Source organism: Serratia sp. (in: enterobacteria) (genome assembly GCF_046715635.1).
Lineage (GTDB): Bacteria > Pseudomonadota > Gammaproteobacteria > Enterobacterales > Enterobacteriaceae > Chania.
Genome location: NZ_JBKJYW010000182.1, coordinates 1 through 12619, shown reverse-complemented (window position 1 = coordinate 12619; position 12619 = coordinate 1). Strand labels below are relative to the sequence as shown.

At 54.3% G+C, this 12619-nt stretch carries 14 protein-coding genes; 3 read left to right on the top strand and 11 right to left on the bottom strand.

Annotated elements, in window-relative coordinates; genetic code table 11:
* From ACLQ7H_RS09015 to cueO, 10 genes are all read right to left on the bottom strand, one after another.
* Nucleotides 1-202 (bottom strand): transcriptional regulator (locus ACLQ7H_RS09015; RefSeq protein WP_411752366.1); only part of this gene is annotated, 202 nt, incomplete at its 3' end.
* Between the two features lie 396 nt (nt 203-598).
* On the bottom strand, nt 599-931 hold the full coding sequence (gene mazF / locus ACLQ7H_RS09010) for an endoribonuclease MazF (RefSeq protein ID WP_411752365.1): 333 nt from the start codon (nt 929-931) through the stop codon (nt 599-601).
* Nucleotides 931-1176: an AbrB/MazE/SpoVT family DNA-binding domain-containing protein gene (locus ACLQ7H_RS09005; RefSeq protein ID WP_411752364.1), complete on the bottom strand. Its 246-nt coding sequence runs from the start codon at nt 1174-1176 to the stop codon at nt 931-933. The genes mazF and ACLQ7H_RS09005 overlap by 1 nt, the downstream gene beginning before the upstream one ends.
* Nucleotides 1177-1498: 322 nt before the next feature.
* On the bottom strand, nt 1499-2686 hold the full coding sequence (locus ACLQ7H_RS09000; RefSeq protein ID WP_411752363.1) for a sugar transporter: 1188 nt from the start codon (nt 2684-2686) through the stop codon (nt 1499-1501).
* Between the two features lie 173 nt (nt 2687-2859).
* Nucleotides 2860-3576: an ABC transporter ATP-binding protein gene (locus tag ACLQ7H_RS08995; protein WP_411752362.1), complete on the bottom strand. Its 717-nt coding sequence runs from the start codon at nt 3574-3576 to the stop codon at nt 2860-2862.
* On the bottom strand, nt 3573-4448 hold the full coding sequence (locus ACLQ7H_RS08990; protein ID WP_411752361.1) for an ABC transporter ATP-binding protein: 876 nt from the start codon (nt 4446-4448) through the stop codon (nt 3573-3575). The genes ACLQ7H_RS08995 and ACLQ7H_RS08990 overlap by 4 nt, the downstream gene beginning before the upstream one ends.
* A complete protein-coding gene (gene livM, locus ACLQ7H_RS08985; protein ID WP_411752360.1) occupies nt 4445-5731 on the bottom strand; it encodes a high-affinity branched-chain amino acid ABC transporter permease LivM in 1287 nt (428 codons plus the stop codon). The genes ACLQ7H_RS08990 and livM overlap by 4 nt, the downstream gene beginning before the upstream one ends.
* Before the next feature lie 8 nt (nt 5732-5739).
* Nucleotides 5740-6654, bottom strand: coding sequence for an ABC transporter permease subunit (locus ACLQ7H_RS08980; RefSeq protein ID WP_411752359.1), 915 nt, complete (start codon nt 6652-6654; stop codon nt 5740-5742).
* Between the two features lie 105 nt (nt 6655-6759).
* Nucleotides 6760-7878 (bottom strand): branched-chain amino acid ABC transporter substrate-binding protein, encoded by a 1119-nt coding sequence (locus ACLQ7H_RS08975; RefSeq protein WP_411752358.1) that lies wholly within the window; start codon nt 7876-7878, stop codon nt 6760-6762.
* A gap of 221 nt (nt 7879-8099) precedes the next feature.
* A complete protein-coding gene (cueO, locus tag ACLQ7H_RS08970) occupies nt 8100-9716 on the bottom strand; it encodes a multicopper oxidase CueO (protein WP_411752357.1) in 1617 nt (538 codons plus the stop codon).
* 171 nt (nt 9717-9887) lie between these two features.
* Here cueO and ACLQ7H_RS08965 point away from each other — a divergent pair, with 171 nt between their 5' ends.
* From ACLQ7H_RS08965 to speD, 3 genes are all read left to right on the top strand, one after another.
* Nucleotides 9888-10235: a YacC family pilotin-like protein gene (locus ACLQ7H_RS08965; protein ID WP_037375824.1), complete on the top strand. Its 348-nt coding sequence runs from the start codon at nt 9888-9890 to the stop codon at nt 10233-10235.
* A 152-nt stretch (nt 10236-10387) separates the two neighbouring features.
* A complete protein-coding gene (gene speE / locus ACLQ7H_RS08960; RefSeq protein WP_411752356.1) occupies nt 10388-11251 on the top strand; it encodes a polyamine aminopropyltransferase in 864 nt (287 codons plus the stop codon).
* A gap of 150 nt (nt 11252-11401) precedes the next feature.
* Complete coding sequence (gene speD, locus ACLQ7H_RS08955; RefSeq protein WP_411752355.1) at nt 11402-12196, top strand: adenosylmethionine decarboxylase; 795 nt, start codon at nt 11402-11404, stop codon at nt 12194-12196.
* Nucleotides 12197-12260: 64 nt separating this feature from the next.
* Here speD and yacL read toward each other — a convergent pair.
* Nucleotides 12261-12619, bottom strand: a 359-nt coding sequence (yacL, locus tag ACLQ7H_RS08950) for a protein YacL (protein ID WP_411752354.1), incomplete at its 5' end; no start/stop codon positions are given.

Below are 12619 nucleotides of genomic sequence, written 5' to 3'. Positions count from 1 at the left end.
GATCGCGGCCAGGCTTTTCCATGCCCGCCACGGTGGGTTGTTTGATGCCAAGTGCCTGCGCCATTTCGACCTGGGTTTTCTGCACCCGCTCACGTAGCTCAGCCAGGTGAATATTCAGCAGCGTATCCGCCGCAATACGCTCAGCGCTAGCCACTATCTCAGGTTTTTCTTCCGCCAGGATTTGTTCCAGTATTCTGCCCATTGACCTACTCCTTGTTCTGTCATTGAAGCCAATAAATATAGGTTAAATGCTATATAGGTGTAAACCTATAATTAGGCTATACGGTGAGGACCAAGGGATGAAAAATCACCCCTCATAAATTTCAGATGAACCCCAGCACTGCAACCTCTCTTATCCATTGATTTCATAGTGCCAAGTGGGTTTTAAGAACATAAAGTCACAGTTTTAGCAGAATACTTCAGGGAAGTACGACGGATTTTGCATTGGGGCAGGAAACGCGTGGATTGGATGAATTAACCAGGATTAAGCTGTTCCGGGCTTTACAAGCCCATTAAGTATCGAGACGGATGCAGCACACAGCGCCCGTTGTGAAACCGGTGAGGGAATGTCTGCCGTCTCAGTAGCTATTTACTTTCACTATCCGACTAATGCCTTAGCATTAGCTCTAACTTTTGATAGTTCCATACTCGTTACTTTTCCTTTTTTGACGGCATTTCGTATGCGCCAGTCCAGGCTCTTTACCTGATCCGAAAGCACCGCACTTTCTTTCGTCCCTGCGATAAGAACTTCAAACGGATAACCCTTTATTTTTGTTGTCATCGGACAACAAAGCATTAGCCCCGTTTTTCCATTATAGATAGCAGGGCTTAGCACTACCGCAGGTCTATGCCCGGCTTGCTCATGTCCAGCCTGTGGATCAAAATCAAGCCAGACAATATCACCAGGTTCTGGAATATATAGTTTGACCATCAGAGGACCTCATTACCAACCGGAGCACCAAAACTAACGTCGTCATGTATATTTTCGGCGGTAATGCCCGACAGGAGTTGTTGCAGGGATATCGCCTCTTCTCGCACGGGTACTATAATGATGCGACCATCTTCAACGTTAATTTCAACAGTATCATCCACTCGCAGGCTAGCAGCCTCCATTATTGCGACGGGGAGGCGTACTGAGGGGCTATTACCCCACTTTTTAACGATAACTTGAGCCATAACTCCTCCGGGTATCAAAAAATCAACATTGTTGATACAGTACAGGTATCACATGGCGCGTGTCAACAATGTTGATACATACCGCGTGTGATTACCCCTAAAATACCCATGCAGCAGTGCTTGGGGAATTCCGAATTAAGGAATACTCGGTATAGAAGGCAATTTTCGTATCAGTATTTCACACCATTCGGCAAAAATCGTGAGCTTGGCCTCGCTATTGCTTATAGATCACATCGATATTTACTCGGGTATATTTCACCAGCGGCATAGCCCATTGATAACAAAAGGGCGGCCCCCCTCTACAAGGTGTTTGCCCGAGCTATCAGGCCCGATGGTGCTGCAAACGTTCGCTGCGGTAGAAACTCAATACGCACCAGCCGAGGGCGATCAGGGCCAACGGCGCGCCGACGAAACCAATGTTTGGCATGCCCAGATGCAGGCTGACCTGGTTGCCCAACAACGCCCCGCCGCCGATCCCAAAGTTATACAAACCGGAGAAGATCGCCATTGAGACATCGGTCGCATCCGGTGCCAGACTAAGCACCTTCGCCTGCATGGAAAGGCCAATCGCCATGATGGCCATGCCCCAGACCACACACAGCAACGTCAAGGTCGTTTCATTACCGGAGGCGGGCAACAGCAATAACAGGCTGAGGGCCAGCAGACCAATTGCCCCCATGAAAAAACCTGACGGGAAACGTTCGCTATAGCGGCTGAATAGCAGGCTGCCGACAATACCCGCAGCGCCAAACAGCAACAGCATCAAGGTGGTGAAGTTGGCAGATAACCCGACCACGGTCTGGATAAAGGGCTCGATGTAGCTGTAAGCGGTAAAGTGCGCCGTCACCACGATGATGGTCACCATGTACAGGCTGACCAGCTCCGGGCGTTTGAACAGCAGGGGAACGCTGGCCAAGGAACCGGAATGCTCGCTTTTCAGCACCGGCAGCAAGCGCCACAGCATCACCAACGCCAGGGTGGCGCACACGGCAATGCCAATAAACGTCATACGCCAACCGAGTAGCTGCCCCACCACTCGCCCTAAGGGTAAGCCCAACACCATCGCCAGCGCGGTTCCCCCCGCCAGCATGCTAAGCGCCTGTGCCTTCTTGCCTGCTGGCGCGACACGAATGGCCAATGACGCGGTGATTGACCAGAATACCGAGTGCGCCAGCGCCACACCGGCACGCGAGATCACCAACGTGGTAAAGTTCCAGGCCACCGCGGTTAGCACATGGCTGGCAATAAACAGGATAAATACCCCGATCAGCAGCTTACGCCGCTCAATCTTGCTGGTCAGCAACATACAGACCAGTGACATCGTGGCAACGATCCAGGCATAAATGGTGATGATCAGCCCCACCTGCTCGGTTTGCATCTCAAAGCTTTGGGCAATATCACTCAATAACCCGACTGGGATAAATTCGGTGGTATTAAAAATAAATGCCGAAATGGCCAAGACGACGACGCGCATCCAGGCGGTCGAGCGGGAAGTGCTGATTTCATCCATTGTAAGGTATTCCGGAACAGGGGCTAGCAGTGGCGCTATTTTAACTAACCCACCACCAGAATGCGACTCAGATCACGTTTTTGTGGCGCTGTTTTTTTCAACAGTGGGGGCGCAGCATGCAGCGCCCCTACAATCGAGGCTGTTCAATGCGCCCCTCATCGGGGCGGTTGCCTTTATGCTCCCCCCAGATATGCCTTTCTTACCTCCTGATTGCTCAGCAGTTCTGTACCGCTGCCACTCAGGCGGATTTGCCCATTGACCATCACATAGCCCCGATCGGACAGCTTCAGCGCATGGTTGGCGTTTTGCTCCACCAGGAAAATCGTCATGCCGCCGTTGGCCAGCTCCCGCAGAATGCTGAAGATCTGTTTGACGATGATCGGTGCCAACCCCAGACTCGGCTCATCCAGCAACAGCAGCTTTGGCCGGCTCATCAACGCACGGGCTATCGCCAGCATCTGCTGCTCACCGCCGGACATGGTCATCGCCCGCTGGTTACGCCGCTCTTTCAGGCGGGGAAACAGCTCATACATACGCTGCATATCTTCAGCGGCATAGTGGTTACCCAAGGTGATGGTGCCCATCAACAGGTTTTCCTCTACGCTCATATCAGGGAAAATCCGCCGCCCTTCCGGGGCCTGGGCGATACCGCTACTGGCCACAAAATGCGTCGAGCGCTGGCTGATATCTGTCCCCTGAAACAGGATCTGCCCACCGCTGATGCGGGGTTGACCGAAGATTGACATCAGCAAGGTGGATTTCCCCGCCCCGTTGGCCCCGATCAACGCTACGGTTTCCCCTTGCCTGACCTGCAATGACACCTGTTGCAGCGCCTGGATCGGGCCGTAATGGACATTCACGTCACGAAACTCCAGCATCACTTCGCTCATCCCGCCAGCTCCTCTTCGTCTGCGCCCAGATAAGCGGCGATCACGCTGTCATTGTGCTGGATCTCCTGCGGCGTTCCTTCGGCGATCACATTGCCGTGATCCAGTACGATCACCCGGTCGGAAATCTCCATCACCATTCCCATATCATGTTCGATCAGCAGCACCGTAATATCATGATGCTGGCGCAGAAAGCGGATAATCCGGCTCAGGGTCGCGGTTTCCACCGGGTTCAACCCGGCGGCGGGTTCGTCCAGGCAGATCATTTCCGGGGTGGTGCACATCGCGCGGGCGATTTCCAGCCGCCGCTGCTGACCATAAGACATCTCCCCCGCCAGCCGGTTGGCACAGTCCACCAACTCGACCACCTCCAGCCAGTAAAATGCGCGATCCAGCGCATCATTCTCTGCCCGGCGATAGGCGGGCGTATTGAGCACGCCAGCCATCAGGTTGCGGTTACTCAAACGGTGTTGCGCCACCAGCAGGTTCTCCACCACCGACATCTCACGGAACAGGCGGATATTCTGGAAGGTGCGGGCCAGCCCGGCACGGTTCACCAAATGGGTACCACCGAACATTTTGTAGTACAGGCGCGAGCCCAGTTGCGCGGGGTTGATCCAGTCCCCTGCGCGGAATTTCTGGCCGAGGATACGGATCACATCAATGGGGCGTTTATGGGTATTGAGCAGGATCGCCCCGCCGCTGGCACGGTAAAAACCCGTCAGGCAGTTAAACACCGTGGTTTTCCCCGCGCCGTTCGGGCCGATCAACGCGGTGATCGACCCACGCTCCACTTCGAGATTCACATCGTTCAGCGCTTTGATGCCGCCGAAGTGCATCATCAAATGTTCAACGCGCAAAATGGCATCGTTCATGGTGCTACCCCCTTGCGTGGCGTAAAGCTGCTACGGCTGATACGCACCAGGCCACGTGGCCGCCAGATCATCATCAACACCATCAACACGCCAAACAGCAACACTCGGTATTCGGCAAAGCTGCGCAGCAGTTCCGGGGCTACCGTCAGCACAAAAGCGGCCAGCACCACGCCGATAGTCGATCCCATTCCCCCCAGCACCACGATCGCCAGGATCAGCGCCGATTCAAAGAAGGTAAACGACGTTGGATTGACGAACCCTTGATAGGTAGCAAAGAACACCCCGGCAATCCCCGCGGTGGAAGCACCCATCATAAACGCCGAGAGTTTGACCAGTACATGATTAAGCCCGAGGGAACGACAGGCGATTTCATCTTCTCTTAGCGCTTCCCACGCCCGCCCTATCGGCATCCGCGTCAGCCGGTGTTTGACGAACAGCACCAGCAACACCACCAGGCACAGCACCGTGTAGATAAAGATAAACTTCAGGTTGGGGTTATAGGTAATACCAAGAAACTCGTGGATCGGTATGCCCCCTTCCTTGGCCCGGCGGCCAAACTCCAGGCCGAACAGGGTCGGAGCAGGAACCGAAACGCCGTTTGGCCCGCCGGTCAACGACACCCAGTTATTCAGCACCAAGCGGATGATCTCACCAAAGCCCAGCGTCACAATCGCCAGATAGTCACCGTGCATACGCAGCACCGGGAAACCCAACAATGCCCCCGCCAGTGCCGCCATTAGCGCCCCCAGCGGCAGCATCGCCCAAAAGCCCAGGCCCAAATACTGATAGCCCAGCGCCAGACCGTAGGCACCAATGGCATAAAACGCTACGTAACCCAGATCGAGCAGCCCAGCCAGCCCCACGACAATATTCAATCCTAGCCCTAACAACACATAAATCAGCCCGAGGATCGCCACGGTCAGCAGGTATTTGGTCGCCATAAACGGGAACAGCAATGCCAACACCGCCAGTAGTGGCAGGATCCAACGCAAGCTCGTTCTGGCTCCGACTGGCCGAACATAAACACCGTCATTGCCTCCCTCAAAACGTGCCGACACCTTGCGCCCCAGCGGCGTTTGCAAAAACAGGCTGAGTAACAGCCGCCCCACCATCACTACCGCAATAATCACCACCAGGCGGCGTGGCTCAAAGTTGAAACTGTAGCCGTCCAGCACAATGCCGACGATCGGGCCAAACACAATCAGCGCGATCAGGCCCGCGAGCACGGCATCCAACAGGCTGCGTTTAATACTCAGCCCTTGATGAACTGTGGATTGAGACATAGTTTCCCTCACACCTTAGCGACCATTGGCCGCCCCAGCAGGCCCTGAGGGCGGAAAATCAGGATCACCACCAGCAGACCGAATGAAAACACATCCTTGTAATCCGAGTTCACCATGCCGGCGAACTGTGCCTCTGCCACCCCAAGTAACAAGCCACCAAGCATCGCGCCGGGCAATGATCCAATGCCCCCCAACACCGCTGCGGTGAAGGCTTTGACGCCGATAATAAAACCCACGTAAAAATCGAAGGTACCGTAGTTCATGGTGACCAGCACTCCGGCCAACCCGGCCATCGCTGCGCCGATCACAAACACCAGCGAGATCACCCGATCGGTATTGATGCCGAGTATCGACGCCATCTTGCGGTCCTGTTGCGTAGCCCGGCAGATACGCCCCAGGCGCGTGCGTTGGATCACGTAGGTAAGCACCGCCATACCCAATAGGGCGGCCACCAGAATAAATACCTTGGTGTAGGTAATCTGGATCACACCGCCATCAAAATTGAGCCGAAAAACGCCATCCAGCAACGTGGGGATCCCTTGCTGGCGTGGCCCCTGGCTGATCTGCGCATAGTTCTGCAAGATTAGTGACATACCGATAGCGGAAATCAGCGGAGCCAGACGCGTGGAGTTACGCAGCGGTTTATAAGCAATACGTTCGATCACCCAGCCATAAACGCTGGTGACCGCGATGGTGAAAACCAGGGTGCCCAAGATCAACAACGGGAAAGAATGCAGACCAAAGAAAGAGAGCAGCGCCAGGCCAATCGCACACAGATAGGCCGAAATCATATACACCTCGCCGTGGGCGAAGTTGATCATGCCAATAATGCCGTAGACCATGGTGTAGCCGATGGCGATCAGGCCATATACCGCGCCAAGGGTCAGGCCGTTAATCAGCTGTTGCAGGAAGAATACATCCATAATAAGCAATCTCACCTGATGGGCGGGCCGCAAGTTCAGCACCACGCGGCCCAAAGGAGGTTAAGGAACGGATCCGCCATACGTACGGATCCGTTGATCTTTACATCAGAGTTGGTGATATTTGCCTTTGTCATCCCATTGGTAGACCACATAGTCTGATACCTTCAGGTCACCTTTTTTATCCCAGGCTTTTTTCCCCATCACGGTATCCACATCGTGAGATTTCAACCACTCGCTGGCCTTCGCACTATCTTTACCGCCGGTGGCATTGAACGCGGCGGCGATCGCCTGGATCGATGCGTAGGAGTACAACGTGTACCCTTCCGGCTCAAATCCACTCTCGCGGAACTTGGCGATCACCACCTTCCCCTCAGGGATCTGACGCGGATCGTTACCGAAGGTCATCAGTACGCCAGTGGTGTACTGTGGCCCACCGGCCGCCGTCACCAGTTCTTCGGTAACAATACAGTCGCCGGAGAAGAACTTGGCTTTCACCCCTTGCTCACGCATCTGGCGCACCAGCGGCCCCGCCTCTGGATGGCAACCGCCGAAGTACACCACGTCTGGATTAACCGAGGCGATCTTGGTTACCAAGGCGTTAAAGTCTTTTTCACCGCGTGACAGCCCTTCGTACATCACCTCCTTCACGCCACGTTTGTTCATTTCTGCCTTGGCGGCATCGGCCAACCCCTGACCATAGGTATCCTTATCATGGATAACGGCAATCTTTTTCGCCTTCAGGGTATCCAGCATGTAGTTGGTGGCGATAACCCCTTGCTGATCGTCACGGCCGCACATGCGGAACATGTTATTCATGCCACGTTCGGTGATTTGTGGGTTAGTAGAGCCGGGGGTGATGGCAATGATCCCGGCTTCGTCATACACCTCCGAAGCTGGCATGGTGGAAGATGAGCAAAAGTGTCCGACCACCGCGGCGACATGATCCTGATCGACCAGCCGGTTAGCTACCGAGACCGCCTGCTTAGGTTCGCAAGCATCATCGCCTTGCACCAGTTTGATTTTTTCCCCTTTAATCCCCCCGGCCGCATTGATGTCTGCGGCAGCCTGCGAGGCACCACGCCAGTATTGATCCCCATAGGTGGCATTTGGGCCGGAGAATGGCCCGGCGACACCTATCACGATATCGGCATGTGCAGAAAAAGCCGTACTAAAACAACCAATAAGCAGAGCAGCAAGCGGGGTTTTCAGCAATCTTAATGACATTTTGCATTCCTCAGCACTGTTTTAGCGAAAGACCGTAGACCCGGCCAGTTACAAATTGCGGCCAATAACGGCGGCAGTTGCAGGACGACGGGTGTATACCCTATGGATTTCAAGTTGCAGCTAGGCGACAAGCTTGCTCATCCCCAGGAGCTTACTTTTGTAAGTGACTGGGGTGAGCAAGCGCAGGTAACAACGCTGCAGCTTGAAAGACGACGGGTATATCAATCGGCTACAGTGAAGCCTAACATCATGCCGGTATCTTCATGTTCCAGCAGGTGACAGTGGGCCATGTAGGCCTGATCGGCACTGGCCAGATGATTGAAACGCACCAGCACTTCGCTGCGCCAACCTTCTACCAGCACCGTATCTTTCCAGCCTGCCCGGTGGGCCGCCGGTGGCTTGCCGTTTTCCGACAGAATGCGGAACTGGGTGCCATGGATATGGAACGGGTGCAGCATCATGTCGCCTTCGCCGGAAATGGTCCATTTCTCGTATTTGCCGCGCTTGGCCTCAAACGCCGGCTTGGCCATATCATAGGCTTTGCCGTTGATGGTATTGGCATGGCTGAAATCAAACGGCTTGCTGCCATGATCCATCTTGCTATGGTCCATTCCCGCCATGTTACCCTGATCCATGCCTTGCATCTTACTATGGTCCATACCAGCCATGTTGCCAGCGGTATTGCCGTGATCCATGCTCATCCCGGCCATCGCTTGGTGACCATAGCGATCCATCAGAGCCTGCATCCCCAGCATATCCAGCTTAGGATCCATCATCAGTTGCAACCAGCGCTCCTGAACCCCGGCCAGCGATGGCAGCGCAGGCAATTTCACCAGGCTGTCAGGCATGGATTTCACGCCCAACGCCAGCGATGGCTGAATATGCAACACCGGCAGTGGCTGGTCGAACGGTGCCAACGTCATGCCCATTTGCTTCACCGGCAGGGTAACGATATCGAACGGCTTGCCATCGGAGGCATCGACCAACACTTCAAAGCGCTCGCCCATCAGCATCGGCAGTTCGGTCAACTTAACCGGTTCGCCCAGGAAGCCGCCGTCACTGGCAATCACGTATAAAGGCCGGTTGTCGCTGGTGGACAGGTTAAGCGAGCGGGCGTTACAGCCGTTGAGGAAACGCAGACGCAGCCAGCCGCGTGGCGCAATGTGTTGCGGATAGCTGGCACCGTTGGTGAACATGCGGTCACCAAACCAGCCCACGGCCGCGCTCATGATGTCTAACTGATATTCGATCTGGCCATCTTTGCCCAGGCGCTTATCTTGCAGGATCACCGGAATATCGTCCGTTCCCCAGGTTTTCGGCAAGGGCAGTTGGCTGCTTTCTTCATCTTCCAGCAGTACCAGTCCCCCCAGCCCTTTCATCACCTGCTCGCCGGTTTTACCATGCGTATGGGGATGGAACCAGCAGGTAGACGCTGGCTGATCGGCAGTGAAACTCACCGTGCGGGTAGTACCTGGTTGGATCAAGGCTTGTGGACCCCCGTCGACATTACCGGGGATTTCCAAACCGTGCCAGTGCACCGTGCTGGCCTCTGGCAGCTTATTACTGATATCCACCGTCACCGGCTTACCCCGTTGCAAACGGACCGCAGGGCCAAGCAACGCGCCGTTGATCCCCCAGGTGCGAGTAGCCACGTTGGGCAACCAGTTCATCTCACCGGTTTGCAGCGCCAACGCGATCTTTCCTTGCGCATCTGGCGTCAAAATCGGAGGGATCGGCAAAGCTGGACGATCGGCCGCCCAGGCGGCACGGCTCCATAATGGCAAGGCGCTTGCTGCCCCCAAGGCGGCGGTCAGTTTGATAAAATCACGGCGTAACATCGCTGGTTCCCTTTTCTCAGTGATCGAAAGCTTAAGTCCAGCACCCTAAACCTTACCCCTAGTGGAAGGTCAAGTGCTATCCTTATAGAGTGTTAAGCCCGCACAATTAATTTGGTGCCTTCACAGCCAAGTGTGGTAACGTCAGCAAATATTGAACAGGTCTATTTCATGATGAAAAAAACAACGTTGTTGATGCTGTTGCTGACTATGCTGGGCTTTTCCAATGCCAGCCTGGCGCTGAATGAATCCGAAGCGGAAGATCTGGCCGATCTGACCGCGGTGTTTGTCTATCTCAAAAACGACTGTGGCTACAACGATTTACCTAACGCGCAAATCAAACGCGCCATCGTGTACTTCGCCCAGCAAAACCGTTGGGATTTGACTAACTATAATAGCTTTAATATGAAATCCCTGGGTGAAGACAGCTACCGCGATCTCAGCGGCATTGCTATTCCTACCCCCAACAAGTGCAAATCCCTGGCACGCGACTCCTTGAGCCTGCTGGCCTACGCCAACTAACTCCCCCTGCTTTCTCTAACCCTGCCAACGATAGCTGGCAGGGCTTGCTATCGCCTCTCTATTGATCCGCCGTCAATGCTGTAATTTGCTACAGGGAGGGTTTATGATGTTGCGCTCACGTTTCATGGTTGTTATTACGGAGTAACCCGCACATGACCCAGAAAGAGATTTGGTATGAAACGCTACATGCCAACTTTGGCCAATACTTCTCGGTAGAGCAGGTACTTTACCGTGAGAAGACCGAGCATCAGGATCTGGTGATCTTTGAAAACCCGGTGCTGGGCCGCGTGATGGCTCTCGATGGCGTGGTGCAGACCACCGAGCGCGATGAGTTTATCTATCACGAAATGATGACCCACGTGCCGCTGCTGGCCCATGGCCAGGCCAGGAAAGTGCTGATTATCGGCGGTGGCGACGGCGCTATGCTGCGTGAAGTCTGCCGTCATCAGGGCGTTGAACAGATCACCATGGTTGAGATCGACGCGGGCGTGGTGGAGTTCTGCCGCCAATACTTACCGAATCACAACGCCGGGGCCTATGACGATCCCCGCTTCAAGCTGGTGATCGACGATGGCGTCAATTTCGTCAACCAGAGCGACGAAAAGTTCGACGTGATTATTTCTGACTGTACCGATCCAATCGGCCCCGGTGAAAGCCTGTTTACCTCGGCGTTTTATGAAGGTTGTGCACGCTGCCTCAATGAAGGCGGCATCTTCGTAGCCCAGAACGGCGTCTGCTTCCTGCAGCAGGACGAAGCGGTGAACAGCCACACCAAGCTCAGCCAATATTTTAACGACGTCAGCTTCTATCAGGCAGCGATCCCGACCTATTACGGCGGCATCATGACCTTTGCCTGGGCCAGCCAGAACCCGGCCTTGCGCCAGCTGGATGTCACCACGTTGCAACAACGCTTTCATCAAAGTGGCTTAGACTGCCGCTACTACAATCCGGCAATTCACGCTGGCAGCTTTGCTCTGCCGCAGTATTTGCTCAAGGCACTGAACGTTTCACGTTAAACAAAAAGAACTACCCTATGGATTTCAAGCTGCGGCTAGGCGACAAGCTTGCTCATCCCCAGGAGCTTACTTTTGTAAGTGACTGGGGTGGGCAAGCGTAGATAACAACGCTGCAGCTTGAAAGACGACGGGTAAAGGGGGTGGATCTAATTGCAAAAGATAAAACTGCACGGCTTCAATAACCTGACCAAGAGCCTGAGTTTTTGTATTTACGATATTTGTTATGCGAAAACCGCAGACGATCGCGATGGCTATATCGCCTACATTGACGAACAGTACAATGCCAACCGCCTGACCGAGATCCTCAGTGAAACCTGCTCGATCATTGGCGCCAATATTCTCAACGTCGCCCGTCAGGACTACGATCCACAAGGCGCCAGCGTCACCATTCTGATGAGCGAAGAGCCGGTCGATCCGAAAGACGTGGATACCTCTGAGCACCCAGGGCCGCTGCCCAAGACGGTGGTGGCACATCTGGATAAAAGCCATATCTGCGTCCACACCTATCCGGAAAGCCACCCAGAAGGCGGCCTGTGTACCTTCCGGGCCGATATCGAAGTCTCTACCTGCGGCGTGATTTCACCACTCAAGGCGCTGAACTATCTGATCCATCAGTTGGAATCCGACATCGTCACCATGGACTATCGCGTACGCGGCTTTACCCGCGACGTCGACGGCGTGAAGCATTACATCGATCATGAGATCAATTCGATCCAGAACTTTATGTCCGAGGATATGAAAGCGCTGTATCACATGATGGATGTCAATGTGTATCAGGAGAACATCTTCCACACCAAGATGCTGCTGAAGGATTTCGATCTGAAGCACTATCTGTTCAACGCCAGGCCGGATGAGCTGAGCGTGGCAGAGCGGAAAAGGATCACCGATCTGCTGTGGAAAGAGATGCAGGAGATCTACTACGGGCGCAATATTCCGCACCTGTGATGTTGAGAGACAGGGCAACTGAGGTTGCCCTGTACGCCATACCCAATACAGTCACCTCTTAAAATCAGTAATTGAGCATAAACGAGCGATAGGCTTTCAGCACCGTCAGGAAATCTTCGATGCCGCAGAAAGAGAGGCTCTCTTCGTCGTAGTAGTTCATTCCCTCTTCCATTTCGTCGCCTTCGAACTCCAACTGGTTGGCGCGGATCATCACCTCTTCACCGTCCATCAGTAACGTGTATTCGTGGCCTTCCAACTGCCACTGACGCTCGCTGCCCTTGACCCCTGCCGCACCTGCTTCGATGCGATCCAGCAGGTTAAAATCACCGTTGAGCTCTTCGTTAATCCAATGGCCGATGGCCTCATGCCCCATCGAAAATCTGACCACCACCTGACCGGTTACGTCACGCAGAAATTCGTAAT

Coding starts and splice junctions, on each gene's coding strand:
- ACLQ7H_RS09000 (WP_411752363.1), bottom strand. CDS start 2,686: ATGGATGAAATCAGCACTTCCCGCTCGACCGCCTGGATGCGCGTCGTC.
- ACLQ7H_RS08995 (WP_411752362.1), bottom strand. CDS start 3,576: ATGAGCGAAGTGATGCTGGAGTTTCGTGACGTGAATGTCCATTACGGC.
- ACLQ7H_RS08980 (WP_411752359.1), bottom strand. CDS start 6,654: ATGGATGTATTCTTCCTGCAACAGCTGATTAACGGCCTGACCCTTGGC.
- cueO (WP_411752357.1), bottom strand. CDS start 9,716: ATGTTACGCCGTGATTTTATCAAACTGACCGCCGCCTTGGGGGCAGCA.
- livM (WP_411752360.1), bottom strand. CDS start 5,731: ATGTCTCAATCCACAGTTCATCAAGGGCTGAGTATTAAACGCAGCCTG.
- ACLQ7H_RS08965 (WP_037375824.1), top strand. CDS start 9,888: ATGAAAAAAACAACGTTGTTGATGCTGTTGCTGACTATGCTGGGCTTT.
- ACLQ7H_RS09005 (WP_411752364.1), bottom strand. CDS start 1,176: ATGGCTCAAGTTATCGTTAAAAAGTGGGGTAATAGCCCCTCAGTACGC.
- ACLQ7H_RS08990 (WP_411752361.1), bottom strand. CDS start 4,448: ATGAACGATGCCATTTTGCGCGTTGAACATTTGATGATGCACTTCGGC.
- ACLQ7H_RS08975 (WP_411752358.1), bottom strand. CDS start 7,878: ATGTCATTAAGATTGCTGAAAACCCCGCTTGCTGCTCTGCTTATTGGT.
- mazF (WP_411752365.1), bottom strand. CDS start 931: ATGGTCAAACTATATATTCCAGAACCTGGTGATATTGTCTGGCTTGAT.
- speE (WP_411752356.1), top strand. CDS start 10,388: ATGACCCAGAAAGAGATTTGGTATGAAACGCTACATGCCAACTTTGGC.